This is a genomic window from Salirhabdus salicampi, assembly GCF_024259515.1.
Taxonomy (GTDB): domain Bacteria; phylum Bacillota; class Bacilli; order Bacillales; family Alkalibacillaceae; genus Salirhabdus_A; species Salirhabdus_A salicampi.
The window spans coordinates 165,743-191,047 of sequence record NZ_JANBWE010000003.1; the positions used below are offsets into that span (position 1 = coordinate 165,743).

20 protein-coding genes are annotated in these 25,305 nt (G+C 38.4%); 14 read left to right on the forward strand and 6 right to left on the reverse strand.

Annotation, left to right across the window (positions count from 1 at the left end):
• Positions 1 to 131: 131 nt before the first annotated feature.
• The 6 genes from NLW78_RS10750 to NLW78_RS10775 all read right to left on the reverse strand — a co-directional run bounded on the left by NLW78_RS10750 (position 132) and on the right by NLW78_RS10775 (position 6,577).
• On the reverse strand, positions 132 to 854 hold the full coding sequence (locus NLW78_RS10750; RefSeq protein WP_254497135.1) for a DUF421 domain-containing protein: 723 nt from the start codon (positions 852 to 854) through the stop codon (positions 132 to 134).
• Positions 855 to 949: 95 nt separating this feature from the next.
• Positions 950 to 2,569, reverse strand: a complete 1,620-nt coding sequence (locus NLW78_RS10755; RefSeq protein WP_254497136.1) for an ABC-F family ATP-binding cassette domain-containing protein — start codon at positions 2,567 to 2,569, stop codon at positions 950 to 952.
• Positions 2,570 to 3,041: 472 nt separating this feature from the next.
• Positions 3,042 to 3,764 carry an amino acid ABC transporter ATP-binding protein gene (locus NLW78_RS10760; protein WP_254497137.1) on the reverse strand — a complete coding sequence of 241 codons (723 nt, stop codon included), beginning with the start codon at positions 3,762 to 3,764 and terminating at the stop codon, positions 3,042 to 3,044.
• Positions 3,757 to 4,416 (reverse strand): amino acid ABC transporter permease, encoded by a 660-nt coding sequence (locus NLW78_RS10765; protein WP_254497138.1) that lies wholly within the window; start codon positions 4,414 to 4,416, stop codon positions 3,757 to 3,759. The genes NLW78_RS10760 and NLW78_RS10765 overlap by 8 nt, the downstream gene beginning before the upstream one ends.
• Before the next feature lie 26 nt (positions 4,417 to 4,442).
• The gene (locus NLW78_RS10770) at positions 4,443 to 5,237 is read right to left on the reverse strand and encodes a transporter substrate-binding domain-containing protein (RefSeq protein WP_254497139.1); all 795 of its coding nucleotides are present in this window, start codon (positions 5,235 to 5,237) and stop codon (positions 4,443 to 4,445) included.
• Positions 5,238 to 5,413: 176 nt separating this feature from the next.
• Entirely contained in the window at positions 5,414 to 6,577 is a 1,164-nt protein-coding gene (locus NLW78_RS10775) for a M20 family metallopeptidase (RefSeq protein ID WP_254497140.1), read from the reverse strand.
• A gap of 238 nt (positions 6,578 to 6,815) precedes the next feature.
• Between NLW78_RS10775 and NLW78_RS10780 the strand changes: the two genes are divergently transcribed.
• The 14 genes from NLW78_RS10780 to NLW78_RS10845 all read left to right on the forward strand — a co-directional run bounded on the left by NLW78_RS10780 (position 6,816) and on the right by NLW78_RS10845 (position 25,275).
• Positions 6,816 to 8,141 carry a S8 family peptidase gene (locus NLW78_RS10780; RefSeq protein ID WP_254497141.1) on the forward strand — a complete coding sequence of 442 codons (1,326 nt, stop codon included), beginning with the start codon at positions 6,816 to 6,818 and terminating at the stop codon, positions 8,139 to 8,141.
• A 111-nt stretch (positions 8,142 to 8,252) separates the two neighbouring features.
• A complete protein-coding gene (locus NLW78_RS10785; RefSeq protein WP_254497142.1) occupies positions 8,253 to 9,599 on the forward strand; it encodes an MATE family efflux transporter in 1,347 nt (448 codons plus the stop codon).
• A 228-nt stretch (positions 9,600 to 9,827) separates the two neighbouring features.
• Positions 9,828 to 10,409, forward strand: coding sequence for a C40 family peptidase (locus NLW78_RS10790; RefSeq protein ID WP_254497143.1), 582 nt, complete (start codon positions 9,828 to 9,830; stop codon positions 10,407 to 10,409).
• A gap of 218 nt (positions 10,410 to 10,627) precedes the next feature.
• Complete coding sequence (argC, locus tag NLW78_RS10795) at positions 10,628 to 11,665, forward strand: N-acetyl-gamma-glutamyl-phosphate reductase (protein WP_254497144.1); 1,038 nt, start codon at positions 10,628 to 10,630, stop codon at positions 11,663 to 11,665.
• 22 nt (positions 11,666 to 11,687) lie between these two features.
• The gene (gene argJ, locus NLW78_RS10800) at positions 11,688 to 12,926 is read left to right on the forward strand and encodes a bifunctional ornithine acetyltransferase/N-acetylglutamate synthase (protein WP_254497145.1); all 1,239 of its coding nucleotides are present in this window, start codon (positions 11,688 to 11,690) and stop codon (positions 12,924 to 12,926) included.
• 12 nt (positions 12,927 to 12,938) lie between these two features.
• Entirely contained in the window at positions 12,939 to 13,739 is an 801-nt protein-coding gene (gene argB / locus NLW78_RS10805) for an acetylglutamate kinase (RefSeq protein WP_254497146.1), read from the forward strand.
• On the forward strand, positions 13,732 to 14,916 hold the full coding sequence (gene argD / locus NLW78_RS10810; protein WP_254497147.1) for an acetylornithine transaminase: 1,185 nt from the start codon (positions 13,732 to 13,734) through the stop codon (positions 14,914 to 14,916). The genes argB and argD overlap by 8 nt, the downstream gene beginning before the upstream one ends.
• 18 nt (positions 14,917 to 14,934) lie before the next feature.
• Positions 14,935 to 16,035: a carbamoyl phosphate synthase small subunit gene (locus NLW78_RS10815; RefSeq protein ID WP_254497148.1), complete on the forward strand. Its 1,101-nt coding sequence runs from the start codon at positions 14,935 to 14,937 to the stop codon at positions 16,033 to 16,035.
• The gene (gene carB / locus NLW78_RS10820; protein WP_254497149.1) at positions 16,022 to 19,240 is read left to right on the forward strand and encodes a carbamoyl-phosphate synthase (glutamine-hydrolyzing) large subunit; all 3,219 of its coding nucleotides are present in this window, start codon (positions 16,022 to 16,024) and stop codon (positions 19,238 to 19,240) included. The genes NLW78_RS10815 and carB overlap by 14 nt, the downstream gene beginning before the upstream one ends.
• 11 nt (positions 19,241 to 19,251) lie before the next feature.
• The gene (gene argF / locus NLW78_RS10825; RefSeq protein ID WP_254497150.1) at positions 19,252 to 20,178 is read left to right on the forward strand and encodes an ornithine carbamoyltransferase; all 927 of its coding nucleotides are present in this window, start codon (positions 19,252 to 19,254) and stop codon (positions 20,176 to 20,178) included.
• 81 nt (positions 20,179 to 20,259) lie between these two features.
• A complete protein-coding gene (locus tag NLW78_RS10830) occupies positions 20,260 to 21,471 on the forward strand; it encodes an argininosuccinate synthase (protein ID WP_254497151.1) in 1,212 nt (403 codons plus the stop codon).
• Positions 21,472 to 21,493: 22 nt separating this feature from the next.
• On the forward strand, positions 21,494 to 22,867 hold the full coding sequence (argH, locus tag NLW78_RS10835; RefSeq protein WP_254497152.1) for an argininosuccinate lyase: 1,374 nt from the start codon (positions 21,494 to 21,496) through the stop codon (positions 22,865 to 22,867).
• Between the two features lie 456 nt (positions 22,868 to 23,323).
• Positions 23,324 to 24,277, forward strand: coding sequence for a pyridoxal-phosphate dependent enzyme (locus tag NLW78_RS10840; protein ID WP_254497153.1), 954 nt, complete (start codon positions 23,324 to 23,326; stop codon positions 24,275 to 24,277).
• 17 nt (positions 24,278 to 24,294) lie between these two features.
• Entirely contained in the window at positions 24,295 to 25,275 is a 981-nt protein-coding gene (locus NLW78_RS10845) for a cyclodeaminase (protein ID WP_254497154.1), read from the forward strand.
• Positions 25,276 to 25,305: the final 30 nt, after the last annotated feature.

Genomic DNA, 25,305 nt, shown 5'->3' on the forward strand with positions numbered 1-25,305 from the left:
CAACACTTTTCATCACTAAAAAATCGAGCTTCCGTCGCACGCTCGATTCCTTAATTCTCAGTTTCAGGTTTTAAATTCCACCCATATTAAGAGGAGTCTGAAAATTATGCCTCTCCTTCCATGCACTAACGCTAATGATATAAGGGTGGTACATTGGATTCATCTTCTTCCATAAGGATAATATGGAGGTCGTGTTGAGCATTTATAGACGCAAAGAACACATCGTTAACATCTTCAATTCCTTTTGTTTTGAATTGGGATTGCAACCATTGTTCATCAACATCGAATCGTTGTAACGTCTTTTCATAAACTCTTCCTTCTATAACGACTGGATAAGCAATAGTAGATAGCTTTGATATTCCCATATCCTCGTTTGTTACTGTTTGCTTTTCAGGTTTCTTTAACACACTTAATGAACCATTTGCTTCAATTACTGCCATTTTTACATCCTTTAAATCAAAGATTTCTTTTTCCCGTAACATTTGTAACACGTTATCAATGGAGTAGCGAATATCTTTTAAATTTCTTTGTAGAAGTCTTCCATTGTATATAATGACAGTCGGTTCAAACGTAATATATCGACCAAGTAACCTTTTCGATACCTTTAAGTTGGCAACAAATCGCTGCAATAATCCAATGGCAACAATAGCGACCGCTGTTTGAAAATGTTTTATGTTTGGATCTGCAATATCTGCTCCGACTACAGCTCCCAGTATAACAATGATCAGAAAGTCAAAAACAGGAAGTTCGCCTATCGCTCGTTTTCCCATAAACAAAGTGACCCATAATAGCAAAGGTAGAATTGTAATGATACGGCCAATAACAATAGAGGTCTCCTTTAATGTTTCTATCATGTCTAAACCCCTTTTACATTATGTTATTATCATCGTAGCCAACAGAATGTTTTTCAATACAAAAAAAGCCTCGGTTAACCCGAGACTTTTTCTGCTTACTGGTACATTGATGCAATTTGCTTTTGCAATTTCGTATCTTCTAAATATTCATCGTAGGACATTTCTTTATCAACGATACCGTTTGGGGTAATTTCAATAATTCGGTTAGCGATAGACTGTACAAATTGGTGGTCATGAGAAGCAAAAATCATGGATCCTTTAAATTTAATCAGTCCGTTATTTAATGCTGTAATCGACTCTAAGTCAAGGTGGTTTGTCGGTTCATCTAACAATAATACGTTTGCATTGCTAAGCATCATTTTTGATAGCATACAACGAACCTTTTCTCCACCTGATAAAACACTCGCCTTCTTCAATGCGTCTTCACCAGAGAATAACATACGGCCGAGGAATCCTCTTAAAAAGCTTTCAGTTTGATCTTCTGGTGAATATTGGCGCAACCAATCTACTAACGTAAGGTCACTGTTTTCAAAGTATTTAGAGTTGTCTTTCGGGAAATAGGATTGTGATGTCGTAACACCCCATTTAAATGAACCAGCATCAGGTTCCATTTCTCCCATTAAGATTTTGAATAATGTTGTTTTTGCAATTTCGTTATTACCGACTAACGCGATTTTATCATCTTTATTCATCGTAAATGTGATGTTGTCGAGCACTTTTTCCCCGTCAATTGTTTTCGAAATTCCTTCTACGAATAATACATCATTTCCAATTTCTCTGCCTGGTGTAAAGGCGACATATGGAAACTTTCTTGAAGAAGGTTTAATGTCATCAAGAGTAATTTTTTCTAACAACTTCTTACGGGATGTGGCCTGCTTCGATTTAGATGCGTTTGCGCTAAAACGAGCAATGAATTCTTTTAGTTCCTTTACTTTTTGCTCTTTCTTTTCATTTTGCTCTTTTGCCATTTTGCGGGCAAGTTGACTAGATTCATACCAGAAATCATAGTTTCCAACGTAAAGTTCAATTTTTCCATAATCTAAATCAGCAATGTGTGTACACACTTTATTTAAGAAGTGGCGGTCGTGAGATACGACAATAACCGTATTTTCAAAGTTAATTAAAAAGTCTTCTAACCATTGAATTGCCTTAATGTCTAAATGGTTTGTTGGCTCGTCAAGGAGTAGTACATCCGGGTTACCAAATAATGCTTGAGCTAACAGCACCTTCACTTTTTGGGCACCGGTTAATTCAGCCATTTTTGTATGGTGCAAGTCTTCGGTTATGCCTAATCCTTTTAATAAAACAGCAGCATCAGATTCTGCTTCCCATCCGTTAAGTTCGGCAAATTCCCCTTCTAATTCTGCTGCTCGCATGCCATCTTCTTCAGTGAAATCAGCCTTCATATAAATAGCGTTCTTTTCTTGCATCACTTCATAAAGACGTTGGTGACCCATTACGACAAGCTCTAAAACTTCATACTCTTCATATTCGAAGTGGTTCTGTTTAAGAACGGCGATTCGTTCATCTGGACCAGTTGAAACGTTCCCTGATTGGGATTCAATTTCACCAGATAATACCTTAAGAAAAGTGGATTTTCCAGCACCGTTAGCTCCGATCAAACCATAACAGTTACCAGGAGTAAACTTAATATTTACATTTTCGAATAGCTTACGGTCTCCAAACTGTAAGCTAACGTCATTCACAACTAACATAATTGTACCTCCATTTGATTTCCCTTCTCTTGCTCTAGTGGAGTTGGGTCAATCTTAATATATTTTATTATTACCTTTAGTAATATAAGTAACATTATAAAAAGTGTTCCATGTGAACAATATCATATATTAGGCTTTGAAGCTATGTAAAAAAGTTAACAATGCTTACAAAACATAGAGAAAATAGGATTCCTACAAACTGGTTTGCCTGGTTGCCTTTATGTTAAACTTCACACTATATCGATTGGATATCTTCTATAACCGTTTATTCCCCATCGTTGCTGAAAATATTGCTCTTTCGTGGCTTTAAAAAAGCGTTCATTTAAAGTTGACTAACCATTAGTAGTTTTACCATCTTTATTGTGATTACACTTCAGTGTGAGATCATCAAGACTAACGCCAATGCATTTTAAGCCGATTTTTAAGTAAAAATTAAGGAAAAAGACAGCAGAGTTGCTGTCTTTTCCTTAATTTAAAGTATTTTATTTAAAAATTCTTTTGCCCGTTCCGTTTTCGGGTTCGTAAAGAATTCGTTCGGTTTACTATCCTCTACCAACTTTCCGTCATCTAAGAATAATATGCGGTCGGACACTTCTCTGGCAAATCCCATTTCGTGAGTGACAATGGCCATTGTCATTCCGGTTTGGGTTAATGATTTCATAACCGTTAACACTTCTTTAACCATTTCTGGGTCTAGTGCAGAAGTAGGTTCATCAAAAAGCATAGCTTCCGGTTCCATAGCAAGGGCGCGGGCGATAGCTACCCGTTGCTTTTGACCGCCGGATAATCGATTAGGATAAGCATTAGCTTTATCTTTTAAGCCTACTTTTTCTAGTAGTTGATTTGCCTTAGATTCAGCCTCATTCTTAGCAGTTCCTCTTATCTTCATTGGGGCATATGTTAAATTTTCTAAAACAGTCATATGGGGAAACAAATGAAAATGTTGAAAAACCATACCAATTTTTTGGCGGATTTTCATTATATTTGTTTTCGAATTGGTAAGTTCATCATCACCTATCCATACTTGTCCACTACTTGGTTCCTCTAAAAGGTTCAAACATCTTAAGAAGGTAGACTTCCCGGAACCTGATGGCCCCACAATGGTTACAACTTCACCTTTATTGATTGTTGTGGAAATATCCTTTAAAACTTCAGTTTTACCAAACGACTTTGATAAATGCTCAACTTTAATCACTACGTTTCATTCTCCTTTCAACCGCTTTACCAAGGAGAGTTAAACCAATAACCATGATATAATATATCAATCCGGCCACTAAAAACGGTTCAAAATAACGATACGTATCAGCACCAACAATCTGAGCTCTTCTCATTATATCAAGTGTACCGATTGTAGAGATAATTGCTGATTCTTTCGTCAATGTAATAAATTCATTCATTAATGCAGGTAAAATATTTTTCATCGCTTGAGGAAGTATAATATCTTGCATCATTGAACGATAAGGTACTCCAAGGGCCATAGAAGCTTCAAGCTGCCCTTTATCGACTGCCTCAATCCCTGCCCGAATGATTTCTGAAATATAGGCACCAGAGTTTAAACCGAAGGCTAAAATGCCCGCAAGAAAAGCCGATATGTTGTACCCAGTTAACTGTGGTACAGCAAAGTAAATAATCATTAATTGTAGTATAAGTGGGGTTCCACGGAAAACAGACGTATATGCATCCGCAAACCACCTAAATGTCCGAAAGGAACCTATTTTAAATAAAGCTAATATCGTTCCCAGAATAAAGCCGACAAGTGCCGAAACGAAAACGAATTTTAATGTTACCCATATTCCGTATAAAATAAACGGAATAGAAGGCACGATTTGGGAAAAATCCAAAGTCATGCCTTACACCTCATTTCTATGTTGTTTTATTTCTTCTCTTCTCCTGCAATCCATTTTTGAACTAATTTGTCTAGTTCGCCGTTTTCTTTCATTTCTTGAATAACCGTGTTAAACTCGTCCACTAATTCACTATCTTTAGGAAATGCAATAGCAGTTCCGGCAGAGTCAACTTCTAAAGTAATGCTTAAAAGATCATCAAACTGGTTTAAAAATCCTTCAGCAACCGTTTGGTCTAGCACTACTCCATCAATACGTTTTGATTTTAATTCTTGAATAAGTTCAGGAGCTTTGTTTAACTTTTTCACTTCAAGGTCAGTAATTTCTTCTTGTAAGTCATCCGCTGTACCTTCTTGAATGGAACCAAGTTGAACGCCGAGAACTTTACCTTGTAAATCTTCCACTTTTTCAATACCTGAATCTTTTCTAACTAATACCATTTCTCCTGATATAAAATAGATATCTGAGAAGTCTACACTTTTCTTACGCTCTTCTGTAGCAGACATACAAGCTGCAACGAAGTCAACCCTGTTAGCTTGTAGTGCGCCAATTAAGCCGTCAAATGCAATATCTTTTATTACAAGTTCATATCCAAGTTGATCAGTGATATATTTTGCTAAATCCACATCAAAACCAATAATTTCTTCACCTGTTTTTGTATCAATATATTCAAAAGGTGGGTAGTCAGCAGATGTCCCCATAACCAGTTTCTTTTTCTCGTCTTTTGATTGTTCTCCTGTGCCTCCATTGTCAGTGCTTGTTCCACAAGCTGTCGCCAAAATTGTTAGTAATAAAGTTAAAATGATAGCTAATCTTTTTTTCAATGTCTTTCCCTCCGGTAAGTTTTTATTATTATGCAAGTAAATGTATATTAACACACCGTTCCCCTTGTGGGAAGAGGATTTTTGTGGTAAAACGCTTTTCTAATATTCAGAAAACGAATAATTACCATTTCTACATAAATATAGCCCACTCATTAAAGTGGGCTATATTTATATTATCATTCTCTTTTTTGTTGGAATTCCGCTTTAACTTCTGCTAGCAAATTGCTATCGGTTATCAAATCATAACCAGTGAATGCCAAAGATAACGCCCCTTGCCCAAGCATTTTATAACCTTTTGACGTAATGGTTAAATCTGCAAATTCTTTTGTATGGGCTACTAAATCAGGGACACCAAAGCCGATATAGGGATGGATTGCCGGAACAATATGACTAACATTCCCCATGTCGATGGAACCGAACGTGTCTTTTGCTTTATACACTTTTTCGACTCCTGCTTTTAGCAAATTGTGTGTGAACGCTTTGGACAATGTTTGATTTGTAATCATGTTGTCATAGCTTAATTCATAGTTGTCGATGATGACATCGGCCCCTGTCATAGCAGAAGCACCATAAGCAATACCCTTTACTTTCTCTACAACTTCATTTAAATAATTTCTATTGCTTGCTCGTATATAAAACTGAGCTACTGCTTTATCAGGAACAACATTGGCAGCTGATCCCCCTTCTGTAATCACACCATGGATTCTAACGTCGGAAGTTACATGTTGGCGGAGTGCATTAATTCCATTGAATAATTGAATTACAGCATCAAGGGCATTTATGCCTTTTTCTGGTGATGCAGCAGCATGGCTGGATTTACCACGAAAATCAAATTGAATAGCATCCATTGCTAGTGAATCTCCACTTTCATGTGATTCTCCGGCTGGATGAACAATCATTGCAGCGTCAATATCATCAAACAAACCATTTTCAGTCATAGGTACTTTGGCACCGTTTGTTTCTTCTGCAGGTGTTCCGAATACAACAACACGTCCACCAATATCATCTATAATTTTACTTAACAAGATACCTGCCCCTACACTCATTGTCCCGATTAAATTGTGACCACATCCGTGTCCAACACCAGGTAGTGCATCATATTCTGCCAAATAGGCTATAGTTGGACCATCTGCTTTACTGTCATATACAGCTTTGAAAGCAGTGGGTCTATCTACGACGCCCTTTTCTACAGTAAATTGGTGTTCTTCAAGAAACGCAACTAATTTAGCCATAGATTCAAATTCTTGGTCGCCAAGCTCTGGATTGTGATACAAAGATTTGTTAATGTCCCAAAGTTTTTCTTGTATTGGTTGCAATTTTCCTTCTAAATTTTGTTTCATTAGTTCAGTTCATCCTTTCGTATGCGCTACTTACATAATTTCAGTATTTTAGCATATTACCTTGATGATTCATATATTGAGACTTGAATTAATGTTCAATTCTTTTTTCTACTTAAAACTTTAAATTGTACTATAGGTGACTTCATTATTTATAACATAATATAGACTTCAATCGTTTCCTGTGTGAGAGCCATTTCATAAAGTGTTGTACACTCCTTAAAGAAAGGAAAGTAGGTCTATGTTTAGTTATTCTATGGTACAAATGGTTCGAAGTCATGGTCCTAAATTAGATCGTCCATTACGAAATGAATTGTTACATTTATATAAGCCATTTAAATGGACACCGTGCTTTCTCCACCAAATATTTGAAAAAGGTTTAAAAAAGTGGAAAAAGATTTCAGTAGTTATACAATTCGATGAGCAAAATTTTTCCGAAGGTTGCCATGAGGTTGAAGACACTATACAACAGTATATGAGGTGCCGAAGTCGGAAACATTTTTCAATAGTATCTTGTATGACAGTTGATGTTACACCAGAGGCAATCGAAAGTTTACTATTAAACTGTCAACATATTAAGAAAATCTATTTGAATCGAGAGGTACAAACGTTATTGAATCATGCAGTACCTTCAGCTAACGCAGATCAAGTAGTCCGAAAGGGAAGTACCCTAACTGGTCAAGGTGTAACAATAGCTGTGATTGATACAGGTGTTTACCCCCATGATGACTTAGTGGGGAGAATTACTAAATTTGTCGACTTTATTAACGAACGGGAAGATCCGTATGATGATAACGGCCACGGTACTCATTGTGCAGGTGCTGTGGCAGGTTCAGGTTTACTTTCAGAAGGTAAATATGTAGCTCCTGCTCCTGAGGCAAATATAATTGGTGTCAAAGTGTTGGATAAGATAGGTTCTGGTTCCTTAGAAACAGTTATGTCTGGTGTAGAATGGTGCATCCAATATAATGAAAACAATGAAAATAAAATACACGTATTAAGCATGTCACTTGGGTCCCGAGCAGAGCAATACGATGAAGAGAATGAAGATCCGATGGTACAAATCGTGAATAAAGCTTGGGAACAGGGGATGGTAGTATGTGCTGCTGCAGGAAATGACGGCCCTGATGCCCAAACAATAGCAAGCCCTGGAATTAGTAGGAAGATTATAACAGTAGGAGCTCTCGATGATAGTGATACGTCGGAGACAAAAGGTGATGATGATGTAGCGAATTTCTCCAGCCGAGGACCTACAATTTATGGAGTAACAAAGCCGGATATTTTAGCCCCAGGCGTAAATATTATATCACTACGCTCTCCTGGCTCTTATATAGATAAGCTGCAAAAGGGAAATCGTGTAGAAGATGATTATTTTCAGATGTCTGGAACGTCAATGGCAACCCCTATATGTGCTGGGATTGTCGCATTAGCGCTACAAAATGATCCAAGTTTAACACCTGACGAAGTGAAACAGTTACTAAAAGACGGAGCTAGTCCATGGAGAAATAGAGATCCAAATGTATATGGTGCAGGTTTTATTAATGGAGAAAATTTCATACCTTCTTAACTTTAAACCCTCACCAAAAATGTGAGGGTTAGTCTATATATAAAAGGCTTAGGACTAGGTGCAATCATGGTAAAATAATGGAAGGTGAAATCATTAAAGGAGTTACATTACATGGCTAAGAATCAATACGACTTTACTGAAGGAAAAATATATAAACAACTTTGGCGATTTTCTACCCCTATTATCCTGGCCAACTTATTACAAGTATCCTATCAACTTGTGGATAGTTTGTGGGTAGGTAATTTAATTGGTGCAAATGCCTTAGGATCTGTTGCTATATCAGCAACCATTATTTTCACAGTACTATCTTTCGTAATTGGAATGAATAATGCTTCCCTAACGATACTATCGCAGCAAAGGGGAAGAGAAAATGAAGATGGAGTTCAAAACTACTTAAATGCTTTTGTTGTTATTTTAACTTCATTATCTATTATTTTAGGTGTTTTAGGATACGTGTTTGCAGAACCAATTTTACGTTTACTCGGAACCCCTGAAGCTATGATGGAAAGTGCAAGAGCATACTTGCGCATTAATTTTATCGGGATATTTTTTTTAATGGGGTATAACTTTATAGGAACGGTATTAAGGGCAGTTGGAGATAGTCGAACACCTTTGGGTTTTACCCTATTAGCAGTCATTTGTAACGTCTTTTTAGATCCGTTTTTTATTGCGGTTCTGAACTTAGGAGTAGAAGGAGCAGCATATGCTACAATCACTTCCCAAGGAATTGCGTTCACATACGGTTTATCGTTTATGCTGAAACGAAATTTAGTCACGTTTACGAGATTACAAATGCCGAAAAAGGAAGAAGTAACGTTAATTTTACATCTCGGAATTCCTTCAGGTTTACAAATGGCTGTCATATCTGCAGGAATTGCTGCGATTATGAGTGTAGTAACGAGTTTCGGAGAAGATGTAGTTGCTGGTTTTAGTGCAGCTCAACGGTTAGACAGTGTCCTAATATTACCTGCTCATGCACTAGGTATAGCGGTGAATAGCATGGCTGGTCAAAATATTGGTGTGAAAAAATGGGATAGGGTAAAACAGATTGCTGTTTATGGAGTTCTGTATAACTTTTGTATCATGATTGTGATTGCCCTGCTGCTCGTCCTGTTTGCACGATATGGCATTACATTGTTTATCCGGGAAGAGCATTCAGTCGAATTTGGAACGGAGTATTTGAAAATCATTGCCTTCTTTTATCCATTTTTAGGTATTAACTTTGCATTGAACGGAATTGTGCGTGCAGCTGGAGCTATGTATCAAGTACTAGTGTTAAACGTTATATCTTTTTGGATTTTACGATATCCTCTGGCATACGCTTGTTCATCGTTATTCGGTGAGAAAGGAATTGCGTTGGGAATGGGATTCAGTTTTGTCATAAGTAGTATCATTGCTTTCTTATATTACCGTTATGGCGGCTGGCACAACAAAGTTTTATTTAAAGAGCATGAATAACAATTTGCGAAAATGTAAAACGCAATTCAAATTTTTGTAAAAATACGCAACAATTTGGCACGAAGATATATAATGTATCTATATATACTATTGCTAACAACATCTCCCTTCATGAAACCAATATAAAATAAATCTCAGGGGAAATCTATTAAAAGGAAAAAATTGAGAAATAAAATATAGAATACTAAAAAATATTACGGTATAGTTTTAAGAAGGGTGATGAAGAAAATGCCAAAAGTATATATATTGTTAACAAGGACGGGAACATTACTGTCTCAAACGATAGGGTTGTATACGAGAGCCCCCTATAACCATGTTTCGATTTCCATGGATAAAGAATTGACACAGTTATATAGCTTTGGGAGAAGAACCCCGTATAATCCAGTACGAGCTGGTTTTGTTAAAGAATGTGTATACAGCGGTACTTATTCTCGATTTCCTGATACGACTTGTGCGTTATATTGCATAACCGTTGATGATCGACAAATGAAAAAGGTAGAACGAATTATTAACCATTTCAAGAGAAATGCCTTACATTACCGATATAATTTAATAGGCTTAGCTGGGGTGGCCATTGGGCGACCTTTGGATAGACGGAACGCTTTCTTTTGTTCACAATTTGTGGCCACAGTTTTGAAATCTGCCGGAGTCGATGTATGGAATAAGCCCCCGGGGTTAATAACGCCTGAAGATTACCGCAATAATATTCAATTTACTAAAGTTTATGAAGGAACCTTATTAAATTATATGCAAGACCATAGAATGAAAGAAAAACAGTTGATATTATACAAACCTATTATTAAAAACTAATGTGAAGAACTACCAAGCGAACGGTAGTTCTTTTTCATTACCGTTTTCATTATTGTTGCTTGTATATTCGAACAAACATGCTTCGTTAAAGAAGTTTGTAAATAGCCTCTTTCGAAAAATAGGCTTATTTTTATGTAATTTTTTAAAAATTATTGCATATTAATTCCTTAATAAGTATAATTATTCAAAACAACAAACATATCAGGAGTGATTTTATTGTGAAGGTCGGGATTATTGGTGCTAATGGATATAGTGGAGTAGAACTAATTCGGCTTCTTCATCAACATCCGTATGTATCCATTGAAGTGATTGTATCTAACTCGAATAACGGGAAAAACATTGCGGAGCTATATCCGCACTTAATGGGAATTTTGGAACAACAATTATCAGACTTGAAGGTGGAAGAGATTGCCGAAAAAGTCGACCTCATCTTTTTTGCAACTCCTTCAGGAGTGAGTAAAGATTACGTGTCATTATTTGTGGAAAAAGGGATTGCATGTATTGATTTGTCAGGTGACTTTCGCTTGCGAGATGCAGTTAAGTATAAGGAATGGTACAAAAAGTCTCATACCAATCCCGACTACCTAACAAAAGCTGTGTACGGATTAAGTGAGTTTTTCCACAATCAAATTAAAGAGGCTTCGATTGTGGCAAACCCAGGCTGTTATCCGACGGCAACGTTATTAGGATTACTGCCAGCCCTCCAAGAAGGAGTAATTGATCCGTCGACAATTATTATTGACGGAAAAACGGGGGTCTCAGGTGCAGGGAGAACACCGTCATTAACGGCACATTTTTCTGAAGTAAATGAGAATGTGAAGGCATATAAGCTCGGAGCACATCAACATATTCCCGAAATTGAGCAGACAATAGGTGATGTTACAGGAAACGATTTTCCCATTTCGTTTTCTGCACACCTAGTACCCATGACACGAGGGATTATGTGTACGATGTACGGTAACCTTCGGGCTTCTACTTCTGAAGATCAATTGATTGATTTGTATAACAATTATTACGAACAGGAACCGTTTGTCCGAATTCGCCCGAAAGGTAGTTGGCCTTCGACGAAAGAAGTCTATGCCACAAATTACTGTGATATCGGTTTTATGGTAGACGAACGGACAAAACGAGTAACCATTGTAGCTGTCATTGACAATGTCGTAAAAGGGGCTGCCGGTCAGGCTATACAAAATATGAATCTATTAAACGGTTGGGATGTTGAAACCGGCTTAAAACAAACAACTGTTTATCCGTAACAAAATTAGGGGGAATTCGGTAATGAGTGTGAACAAAGGTGAAGTAAAAAGGGAAACGGCATATACAGTGTTGGAAGACGGTAATGTGGCTACACCTGTAGGATATAAAGCCGGAGGATTACATTGTGGGATTAAACGGAAACGACCTGATTTAGGCTGGTTGTATTCAAAGGTTCCAGCTACGGCAGCGGGTGTTTATACGACAAATACCTTTCAAGCTCCACCATTAGTTGTAACCCAAGAAAGTATTGAAGCAGGAGGAAAGATACAAGGTGTAATTGTCAATTCAGGTAATGCAAATGCCTGTACTGGAACACAAGGATTAACCGATGCTTATAACATGCGGAAAATGTTTTCCGATCATTTTCATCTCCTTCATCACGAAACAGCAGTTGTGTCTACCGGGGTGATAGGGGAGCCAATGCCAATGGAGAAGATTAAAACAGGAATATCGAATCTGAGCATGGAGAACCACGAAGTTGAACAATTTGAAAGAGCCATTTTAACAACGGATACGTGTACGAAACACGTTGGCGTAAAGATGGAAATCGACGGTAAGATGGTAACGATTGGTGGCTCAGCTAAAGGGTCAGGCATGATTCATCCAAATATGGCGACGATGCTCGCCTTCATAACAACAGACGCTAACATTAAAAAGGATGACTTGGATCAAGCGTTAAAAACGATTACCGACAAAACATTTAATTGTATTTCGGTCGATGGGGATTCAAGTACTAATGATATGGTCCTTCTGCTAGCTAACGGTATGGTAGAAAACGATACATTACATGCAAACCATCCTGATTGGTCTACCTTTGTAGCCGGGTTAACTTATGTATGTGAAACGCTAGCGAAGCAAATTGCTCGCGATGGAGAAGGAGCTACGAAACTAATCGAAGTACAAGTAGATGGAGCTAGCAGCCATTCATCGGCAACAGCTATTGCGAAATCTATTATTTCCTCAAATCTCGTCAAAACAGCTGTCTTTGGAGAGGATCCGAACTGGGGAAGAATCATTGGGGCTATCGGTTATAGTGGTGAACAAGTAGACCCAAACTCAATTGAGATTAGTTTAGGACCAATTAAAGTAATATCAGATGGACTACCAACAACCTTTAATGAAGAAGAAGCAATAAGATATTTACAAAATGAATTTATTCAAATATACGTCTCTTTACATGCTGGAGAAGGAACAGGAAAAGCGTGGGGATGTGATTTAACGTATGAGTATGTTCGAATCAATGCATCTTATCGAACTTAGGAAGGTGACAATATGAACTATTTAGTCGTGAAGTTTGGCGGTAGTGTGTTGGAAGAACTGCCTGACACATTCTACGAAAATATCGTCCAACTTCAAAAAGAAGGAAAGTGGCAACCAATTATTGTTCACGGAGGCGGACCAGCCATTTCAAAGAAACTAGAACAATTATCTTTAGAATTACAATTCGTTGATGGATTACGAGTAACAACGAAAGAAGTACTGGATGTCGTTGAAATGGTGTTATCGGGTACGGTCAACAAAGGTATTGTCCGCTCTATAGCGAAAGCTGGAGGTAAAGCATTAGGATTTAGCGGAGTTGATGGAGAATTTTTACAAGTAAAGCAAGTTCCAAATAAAGCATTAGGTTATGTAGGAGAGGTAACGAATGTTAATGAAACGATCATTAGTGATATGGCGTTATTAGGTTATATACCGGTTATTTCTCCTATTGGGATCGATGGTGATGGGCAAACATATAACGTGAATGGAGATGTAGCTGCCGCAGCGATAGCAAAGTCATTAAAGGCAAAACTATGCTTTGTCAGTGATGTACCAGGTGTTTACCACATTCAACATGGGGAAAAGAAAATTTTAAATAAAGTGTCAAGTGAAGAGATCGAATCGATGATTGCGGCAGGTGTGATTAAAGACGGTATGATTCCGAAGGCGCAAGCTGCAATAGATGGGTTAAATCATAATGTAAAAGAAGTTGCTATTTTAAATGGGAAAGAGCGTGATAGTCTCATCCATTACAGTGAAGGTAAGAGGATAGGCACACGAGTTGTGTTAGGGGGAGAAGTGGCCAATGGCTAAAGTGGATACATCACCAATTATGAAGACATATAACCGTTTTCCGGTGACGTTAGTGAAAGGGAAAGGGAGTTATGTTTGGGATGATAAGGGTAACAAATATTTAGATTATACGGCAGGTATTGCGACGTGCAACTTAGGTCACGTTCCTGAAGAGATTAGAGGAAAAGTGATGGAGCAGTTTGATCAATTATGGCATTGCTCAAATTTATATCACATTCCTGCACAGCAACAGCTTGCAGAATTGTTAGTCGAGTATAGTTGCTTTGATCAAGTTTTCTTTTGTAATAGTGGGGCAGAGGCAAATGAAGCAGCGATTAAATTAGCTAGGAAATATGCGCATGATCAAGGAAAAGAAGAAGGTGAAATTGTAACGTTTACCCAGTCGTTCCACGGTCGAACGATGGCAACTTTATCTGCAACGGGACAAAAGAAGATTCAACATGGATTTACTCCGCTCTTAACTGGTTTCCGACACGAGCCGTTTAATGATATGGAAGCATTGGAAAAAATAATTCAACCGGATACCATTGCCGTACTTCTTGAGCTTGTTCAAGGAGAAGGTGGTGTTATGGTTGCTAACAGTGAATGGGTACAAAAACTCGCAACCCTTTGTAAGCAGCACGACGTATTGCTCATTGTTGATGAAGTGCAAACAGGAATTGGGCGTACAGGGTCACTATTTGCCTATGAGCAATATGATATTGAGCCAGATATTATTACATTAGCAAAGGGGCTAGGTTCGGGGATACCAATAGGAGCCATATTGGCGAAAGAAGAGGTAGCACAATCATTTCAGCCAGGTAGTCACGGAAGTACCTTTGGCGGTAATCCTCTTGCTGCAACGGCAGGGTTGGAAACAGTGAAATATTTAGCGAAAGAGGAACATCAACTGACGATAAAAAAGAACATTTTATATTTTCATAACGAGTTAAGGGATATAAAAGATAAATTTTCACTTATTAAAGAAGTGCGCGGAAAAGGCCTTTTATTAGGTTTAGCCGTAGAAGGAAACGCATTAGACATCATTTCCCTTATAAGGGAAATGGGAGTTCTCGTTCTGCCAGCAGGGCCAAATGTGATTCGCATTTTGCCCCCTCTAAATACGACAAAAGCAGAAATAGATTACTTTGTGCATCAGTTATCAGAAGCATTGGAAGCTAAAAGTAAGGCGATCTAAGAAAGGGGAGACTTCCAAATGGAGAAAGGTTATCTGTTATTAGAGACAGGAGATGTATTTGAAGGAATACTCTTCGGAAATAACAAGGAGACAATCGGAGAAGTCGTCTTTAATACGAGTATGACAGGTTATCAAGAAATTATCTCAGATCCGTCGTATACAGGACAAATCATTACATTTTGTTACCCAATGATTGGGAATTACGGCATTAATCATAAGGACTTTGAAAGTGTGAAGTTGAACTTATCAGGAGTTATTGTTGGCGAAATGTGTGAACATCCTAGCCATTATTTACAAGAAAAAACATTGCACGATGAATTAGCAGAAGCAGGTGTAACCGGGCTACACAGCATTGATACGAGAACGCTCGTAAAATTAATCCGTAAACAAGGAACATTAAAAGGAACGATAACGACATCATTACCTGAAGATAAGTCAATTGAAAATTACGTCAAAGCTGCTACAAAACAAATAACGAAAACACCTGTAGCGGATGTCTCAACGAAGAAGTTGAAAACGTATGAAGGTGATGGACATCATGTCGTATTAATGGATTTCGGATATAAAAAATCTATTTTGAACGCATTACTTGAAGCGAAATGTAAAGTAACAGTTGTCCCACATAACTATACGTACGAAGAAGTGAAAGCATTAAACCCCGATGGTATTTTATTAAGCAATGGACCTGGTGATCCGCTTCAATTATCTTCTTCATTGTCGGAGATAAAAAAGATTATCGAAGCTTATCCAACATTGGGTGTATGTCTAGGGCATCAACTTATAGCTCTAGCTTACGGTGCTTCAACTGAAAAGTTAACCTTTGGACATCGTGGTGGAAACCATCCAGTAAAAGAACTTCATACCGGAAAAGTGTGGATGACAGCCCAAAACCACGGTTATGTTGTAGTCGAAAATAGTATAGATAAAGGACAGTTCAACATAACATATCGCAATGTAAATGATGGAACATTAGAAGGACTGGAGCATAAGACATTACCGATTCAGTCTGTACAGTTTCACCCGGAAGCCCATCCAGGGCCGACAGATACAGACCATATCTTCCAAAAATTTATGAAACAACTAAAAGGGGTAGGGGAAAAGCATTATGCCGTTACGTAAAGATATACAAAAAGTATTAGTCATCGGATCAGGACCTATTGTTATTGGGCAGGCTGCAGAGTTTGATTATTCAGGAACACAAGCTTGTTTAGCACTTAAGGAAGAAGGAATTGAAGTTGTTTTAATTAATAGTAATCCAGCAACAATTATGACAGATGAAACGATTGCAGATCACATTTATATAGAACCTCTAACGATTGAAAGTATTGAGGAAATTATCCGAAAGGAAAAGCCGGACGGTGTTATCGGTACACTCGGTGGCCAAACAGGCTTAAACTTAGCAGTTCAACTTGAACAACAACAAATTTTATCGAAGTACGGTGTGGAGTTATTAGGAACAACAGTTGATTCTATTCAAAAAGGGGAAGATCGGGAAAAGTTCCGCCAATTAATGATTGATATTGGTGAACCAATTTCAGAATCAAAAATTATACGTTCCTACGAAGAAGGTGTGAAGTTTGTTCAAAAAATCGGTTATCCAGTCATTATCCGCCCTGCCTATACATTAGGAGGAGCCGGCGGCGGATTTGCTGCTAATGATGAAGAGTTAGAGGAAGTGCTTACGAAAGGATTAAGCTTAAGCCCAATTAATCAAGTCCTTGTTGAACGAAGCATTAAAGGTTGGAAAGAGATTGAATACGAAGTGATGCGTGATGCCAACGATACGTGTATTACAGTTTGTAATATGGAAAATGTAGACCCAGTTGGCGTGCATACTGGGGATTCGATAGTCGTAGCTCCGTCCCAAACAATTACTGACGTGCAATACCAAATTTTACGGGACGCATCACTGAAAGTAATACGTGCTCTTAATGTAATAGGTGGATGTAACATCCAGTTCGCTTTAGACCCACATTCAGACCAATATTACATTATTGAAGTAAATCCGAGGGTCAGTCGTTCGTCTGCCTTAGCATCGAAGGCGACAGGTTATCCTATTGCTCGTATGGCTGCTAAAATTGCTGTCGGTTATCATCTTGATGAAATTCAAAACCCGATTACTGAAAATACGTATGCATCCTTTGAACCGGCAATTGATTATATTGTTGTCAAGTTGCCTCGTTTTCCTTTTGATAAGTTTCCAGAAGCAGAACGTAAGCTTGGCACTCAAATGAAAGCAACTGGAGAAGTGATGGCGATTGATCGAACGTTTGAAGGTGCATTAAATAAAGGGATCCGTTCTTTAGAGATGAATGTATATGGTTTGTACCACCCACTATTTCATCATATGAGTGAAGAAGAACTAGCTTCTAATATTGCAGAGGTAACCGATTTACGTTTATTTGCAGTTGCAGAATGTTTTAGAAGAAAGTTCACAATTGAACGTGTCCATGAGTTAACGCAAATCGACTACTGGTTTTTAACGAAAATACATGGGCTAATCACACTGGAGCATCGTTTGCATACGTATGAATGGGAGGCGTTGCCACTCGAATTATTACGTGAAGCAAAACAAAAAAATATGAGTGACCATTATATTGCGAAACTATGTAATGTTACCGAACAAGAGGTACGTGCTAAACGGAAAGAAGAAGGGCTTACACCAGGTTACAAGTTAGTTGACACATGTGCAGGAGAATTTGAAGCAGTAACTCCTTACTATTATTCAACATGGTTAGGTGCAGATGAAGTAGAGGTTACGAGCAAGAAAAAGGTGCTCGTTATCGGTTCAGGTCCAATCCGAATTGGGCAAGGAATCGAATTTGATTACTGCTCCGTTCAAGCGACACTCGCATTAAAGAAAAAAGGGTATGAGGCAGTAGTGATGAACAATAACCCCGAAACGGTGAGTACCGACTATTCGGTTGCAGATCGTTTATATTTTGAACCGTTAACTACGGAAGATATATTACACGTTGCAGAAAAAGAAAATGTTGATGGGGTCCTCATCCAATTTGGTGGTCAAACAGCCATTAATGTGGCGGAAAGCTTAGAGGAAGAAGGTATCAAGTTACTCGGCACAAGTATGGCGTCAATTGATCAATTAGAGGATCGTCAACAGTTTTATGACGTATTGCAAAAACGAAACATCCCTCACATTAAAGGGGAAACGGTGCACAATGAACAACATTTGAAGCAAGTCGCAAATGAATTAGGCTATCCAATTCTTGTTCGTCCATCCTACGTGATTGGTGGGCAATCGATGCATATTTTTAACCAAGAAGAAGAATTAAACTATTATTTACAAACGATTTCAGTAGGAAATGAAAAGTTATGGCCGTTGCTTGTTGACCAGTACATCCCTGGACTAGAGTGTGAAATCGATGTGATTTGTGACGGAAAAGATGTTGTCGTCCCTGGTATCTTTGAACATGTAGAGAGAGCAGGTGTACATTCTGGAGACAGTGTCACCATTTTTCCGCCCCAAACGATGAACAAAAAAACAAAAGATACTTTAGTAGATTATGCAATGAGATTAAGTGAGGAATTGCATATTGTTGGGCTTATGAATATACAATTTGTCATTCATGAAGAAACAGTATATGTATTAGAAGTAAACCCCCGCTCATCACGTACGGTTCCGATTATGAGTAAAGTGACAAAAGTGCCAATGGTGGAATGGGCTACTGCTGTTCAACTAGGTGATTCACTACAAACTATAACGAATAAGAGCGGATTGTTGGATGAACCACAATTTTACACAGTGAAAGCACCTGTCTTTTCTACGAGCAAATTAAAAAATGTGGATCACGTATTAGGGCCAGAAATGAAATCGACTGGCGAAGTGTTAGGCCTTGGGGTGACAATAAAAGAAGCGGTAGCTAAGGCATTAGCAAAAGATCAACATTTGCCATTTTCATCTACAGAAAAACATTATGTTCTCTGTTCCATCAATGATCGGGCTAAAGAGGAAAGTCTTGCAACGATACAACAGTTTGTACAGCAAGGATATAAAATAATGGCAACCCCAGGAACAGCGGCATTTTTACAGAAAAACAACGTTCCTGTTCAACGAGTAGAAAAAGAGAAAGAACAGTTACATGACATCATACGTGAAGGAAAAATTACAGCTGTTATGAACGTTCCTACGAAAGGAAGGGATAAAACGACGTTTGGGTTTTATATTCGGGAGTTAGCTGTACGTTATCAAGTCCCTTATTTCACTTCCCTTGATACAGTAAAACAATTAGCAAATATCTCAAAAGAAAATTGGGAAATTCGTTCCATGAAACAATATACGAATGCAACGTTATTAAATATATAGGGGGATGTACAATGAAACACTTTTTAACGATAGGGGAGCATGAACCTGACCAATTAACGAAATTGTTAGATGATGCATTAACTATAAAACAGATGCAAAAGAGTGGAAAATCACATCCTTATACAAAAGGAAAAGTATTAGGGATGATTTTTGAAAAATCTTCAACACGAACGAGAGTTTCTTTTGAAGTTGGTATGTTACAAATGGGCGGCAATGCGATCTTCTTAAACTCGAATGATATTCAGCTTGGGCGTGGGGAGTCGATTTCCGACACCGCCCAAGTTCTATCAAGGTATGTAGATGGGATTATGATTCGCACTTTTGGTCATGAAACGGTGGAACAGTTTGCAGAGCATTCATCTGTACCTATCATTAATGGATTAACGGATATGCACCACCCAACACAAGTTATGGCCGATTTATTAACAATACTAGAGCATAAAGGGAAATTAAAAGGATTAAAAATGTGTTACGTCGGTGATGGGGACAACAACATGTGTCATTCCCTGATTGAAGGTGCTTTGTCAGTTGGAATGGATATTGCAGTCGCTAGTCCGAAGGGGTATGAACCAAATGAAACAATTGTAAGTGAAGCGAAAAAGATTGGAGAAAAAACCGAAAGCCAGTATTCATTTACTACTGACCCAATCACCGCGATTCAAGAAGCAGATGTCGTCGTTACAGATGTATGGGCGAGTATGGGGCAAGAAGGTGAACAGGCGAATAGAATGAAAGATTTATATGCATACCAAGTGAATAAAGAACTGTGCCAATATGCGAAGGATGATTTTATCTTTTTACATTGCTTGCCGGCTCATAGAGGAGAAGAGGTAACAGCCGATGTTATAGATGGACCACACTCTGTTGTATTTGATGAAGCAGAAAACCGATTGCATGCTCAAAAAGCCATTTTAAAAGCTTTGCTCGAGAACAAATAAAAAAATTTTTGTTTATGGTTGTATATTAATGCAAGTTTATATATAATTATACTCACGAACAATTCAAAGGAGAGATTTTTCATGGCGAAGGAAAAAGTTGTGCTTGCCTATTCAGGCGGTTTAGATACATCGGTTGCAGTAAAGTGGATCCAAGAAAAGTACGGATATGATGTCATTGCGCTGGGATTAAACGTAGGAGAAGGAAAGGATTTAGAATCGATAAAGGAAAAGGCGTTAAATGTTGGAGCTATTAAGGCGATTATGATTGATGCAAAAGAATTGTTGGCGGAAGAGTATATTAAACCAGCATTAAAATCTAATGCTTTATATGAAGGAAAATATCCATTATCGTCAGCGCTATCCCGTCCGTTAATTTCAAAATTGTTAGTCGAAGTAGCTGAACAGGAAGGAGCAGTAGCTGTAGCTCACGGATGTACAGGTAAGGGGAATGACCAAGTTCGCTTTGAAGTGTCCATTAAAGCATTAAACCCGAACCTAGAAGTGCTTGCTCCTGTTCGTGAGTGGGGTATGACACGTGATGAAGAACTTGCCTATGCAAAAGAGAAAAATATTCCTGTACCTGTTAATGTAGATAATCCGTTTTCTATAGATGCAAATATATGGGGGCGTGCTTGTGAAGCAGGCGTACTTGAGAACCCTTGGGAAGAAGCACCAGAAGCTGCCTTTGACTGGACGAATCCAATTGAGGAAACACCAGATACACCTGAATATGTGGAAATTGAGTATGTAGAAGGTGTTCCAGTTGCCCTTAACGGACAACAAATGACGTTAGTAGATATTATTGAAGAGTTAAATGAAGTAGGCGGAAAACATGGCGTCGGCAGAATTGATCACATTGAAAACCGTCTTGTCGGTATTAAATCTCGTGAAGTGTATGAAAACCCAGGAGCACTTATTTTGATAAATGCTCATAAAGAGTTGGAGTTTTTAACATTACCGCGAGAAGTATCTCAATTTAAGCCTCAAATTGATCAACAAATGGCAAAAATTATATATGAAGGATTATGGTATTCACCGTTGAAGAATGCATTGGATGCGTTTGTTGATGAAACACAAAAAGTTGTAACAGGAACAGTTAAAGTAAAATTATTTAAAGGGAACCATACAGTAGTTGGTCGAAAATCAGACAACAGTTTATATAATGAAGAGCTTGCAACGTATTCTAAAGAAGATATGTTTGACCATAACGCGGCAGTAGGATTTATTAAACTATGGGGATTGTCAACAGAAGTATATTCCCAAGTACACCAAAAAGAAAAAGTAAACAGCTAAGCAGATAGGTAGGAGGATAATCATGTCTAAGCTCTGGGGTGGACGGTTTACAAAAGAAACGAATAAACTGGTAGAAGAGTTTACTGCATCCATTGAATTTGATCAACAGTTAGCAAATGAGGACATTGAGGGCAGTCTTGCCCATGTGCAAATGTTAGGGGAATGTAATATCATTCCCCAAGAAGATGCAGAAATGATTAAAGAGGGGCTTCTTCGTATTCAAAAGAAAATAGCAAGTGGCGAAGTGCAATTTTCGGTTGAACATGAAGACATTCATATGAACATCGAAAAGCTTCTAATTGAAGAAGTAGGCCCTGTAGGCGGGAAATTGCATACAGGTAGAAGTCGAAACGACCAAGTGGCAACTGACATGCATCTTTACTTACGTACGAAAACGGAAAAGATTATTCAGTATGTAAACGATGTACAGGAAGCGTTGTTATTGCAAGCAAAAGAGCATGTTGAAACGATTTTACCGGGTTATACACATTTGCAGCGTGCTCAACCTGTCTCCTTTGCTCATCATTTACTAGCTTACTTTTGGATGTTTCAACGAGATAAGGAAAGACTTCAAGATAGTTTAACTCGTATCAATGTTCTTCCTCTTGGAGCAGGGGCATTAGCTGGAACTACTTTTCCAATAGACCGGGAAAGAGTTGCGGAGATTTTAGGGTTTGACGGCATTTATCCTAATAGTATGGATGCAGTTAGTGACCGGGATTTTATTTTAGAATTTTTATCCTCGGCATCAATCGTTATGACTCACATTTCACGCTTATCTGAGGAGCTAGTGATATGGTCGAGTCAAGAGTTCCAATTCGTAGAACTAGATGACTCGTTCTGTACCGGTTCAAGTATTATGCCTCAAAAGAAGAATCCTGACGTACCGGAGTTATTGAGGGCTAAAACAGGTCGAGTTTACGGTGATTTGTTCGGTTTACTAACCGTGCTCAAAGGCTTGCCACTAGCATACAACAAAGATATGCAAGAAGACAAAGAAGGAATGTTTGATACCGTTAAAACGTTAGAAGGTTCATTAACTCTTCTTGCACCAATGATTGAAACGATGACCGTGAAAAAAGAGAACATGTACCAAGCGGTTAAAGAAGACTTTTCTAACGCTACCGACATTGCCGATTACCTAGTGACAAAAGGGTTACCATTCCGTGAGGCGCATGAGGTTATTGGAAAAATTGTGTTGTATGCTATTCAGCAAGAGAAGTATTTAGTGAATTTAACGTTAGATGAATATAAACAGTTCCACTCTTATTTTGAGGAAGACATTTATGAAACGTTGGACCCAAGACAAGTTGTTGCTGCACGAAAGAGTACAGGTGGAACCTCTCAAGATCAAGTTCGACAGCAAATCGCATTGGCAGAAGAAAAGATTAAATAAAAAAGAAGCCTAAATGGTAGTATCCCCTTACAGGTAGACATGGAAAAAAGAGAGCATATAAAATGTTCTAAATAGTCTACTTGTAGGGGGGTTTTTCTATGGCTAAAATAAGGCCAGAAATTTGTTGCCTATACCGAAGTGAGGTTGTTCGATTGAAATTAGAGGAAGGCTGGTCCTACCACCAACTTCGACGCTTTCGGATGAAATAAGTTACATCCATATTCCGGTTATAAGCGAATGATTCGTGCAATATCAAGATTTAACACGTTCCCACTCCTCATAGTATGTTTGGAGAGGTATAGGTACTTATGAAAATAGAAATGCCTCTTTTTGAAATATACTCTATGAAACTGTAACTTCCTTCTAAATGAACATAGTAAATGTAAATTTTTGCAGTGATATCATGTTGAGCATTTAGAAGGCATATTTTGTAATAAGAAGAAAAGGAGGAGTGCAATGGCTGAAGTAAGGATACGTGATATATGGAAAGCAAAAAAACGTATTTCCTCTATTGTGTCTAATTCCCCACTTATTCAATCCCACACCCTATCTCGTATGACCAATAAAAAAGTTTATTTGAAGCTGGAAACTGCAAATGAAGTTGGTGCATTTAAGCTACGCGGAGCCGCAAACAAAATATTGTCCCTCCCTCTGGACGTGCAAAAAAGAGGAGTCACAACGTTTTCCACCGGGAATCACGGGTTAGCCGTCGCTTATGTAGCTACTTTACTGGGCATAAAACCGATTATTTGTATTTCCAATCGTGTTCCTGAAGCGAAAGTAAAGCAACTTCAACAATACGGGGCTGAGTTAGAAGTCATAGGTCACAGTCAGGACGATGCTGCAAGACATTGTGAAGCATTACATAAGAAGTATAATATGACGGTCATTCCCCCATTTGATGATCGAGAAGTTATTGCTGGGCAAGGAACAATAGGTCTTGAAATATTAGAGGATTTACCGCAAGTAGATCATTGTCTCGTACCGTTATCCGGGGGAGGTTTATTATCAGGTGTTGGACTAGCATTGAAGTCTGCAAATGAAGGTACCACAATAACCGGCATTTCAGTTGATGGTGCATCGGCGATGGCTGAAAGTATAAAAAAAGGCCACCCGACAGGGGTCCCGGAAAAGGACACTGTAGCAGACAGTTTATTAGGAGGTATAGGTTCACAAAATAAATTTACTTTATCAATCGTTCAGTCGGTAATGGATGAACTCGTATTGCTTCAAGAAAACAGCATTCAAAAAGGGTTATCCCATTTATTTTATCAGGAGAAGTTGATCGTGGAAGGTGCTGCAGCAGTTGGTGCTGGCGCACTTCTCGACAAAAAACTAAAAAAGATTGGAGATAATGTAGTCCTGATCATTTCGGGTAATAATGTCGACGTTTCTACATTATTCAAATGAAAGCAAGGAGGGTTATCATGCAAATTTTCACAGAAAAGGAAATTCGGCAATATGTAGATATAGATCTTGAGACGATGAATGTTGTGGAGGAAGCTTTTGCTAGTTTGCGAACAAAAAAAGTGGAGATGCCTCCAATTATGCGTATCGATGTAAAGGAACATAATGGTGAGTTAGATGTGAAATCAGCTTATATCCCTGGATTAAAATACTTCGCAGTCAAGTTATCGTCAGGCTTTTTTAATAACGATGAACTAGGGTTACCAAGTGGGAATGGACTGATGTTACTGTTAAGCAGCGAAACAGGATTTCCGAGAGCCATACTTCTTGATAACGGTTATTTAACCCATGTCCGGACGGCAGCAGCAGGAGCGGTTAGTGCTAAATTGTTAGCTAAGGAAAACATAACAACTGCGGGCGTTATTGGCACAGGAGCACAAGCTCGTTATCAGATGATAGCTTTACAACAAGTACGCCCCTTTAAACAATTACGTGTGTGCGGTCGTAACTACAGGAAGGTTGAACAATTCAAGCAGGATATGGAGGCTTTATTAAAGGTAGAAGTCGTTCCTACAACCTCAATAGAAGAAGTAGTAAAAAAAAGTGAAGTCGTCGTGACAACGACCCCTTCGGAAACTCCCCTTATTAAGGGTGATTGGTTACATCCGGGAATACACATTACAGCCATGGGGTCTGATGCGGAACATAAACAAGAACTATATCCAGATGTTTTTTTACAGGCAGACCGTATTGTTTGTGATGTGAAGTCACAGTGTAAGCGACTTGGCGAATTACATCATGCGTACGATGACGGGACTATTTCGAACCAAACGTCGATAACGGAATTAGGGGAAATATTAACAAATGAGAAGAGCGGAAGATTGTCTAATCAAGAGATTACTGTATGCGACTTGACCGGGACAGGTGTCCAAGATACAGCGATAGCGATTGTAGCATATGAAAAGTTACGGAAGTTGGCGGGCATTACAGTAGGAAATTAACTGATAAGAACACGTCCGTATAGAGGGGGG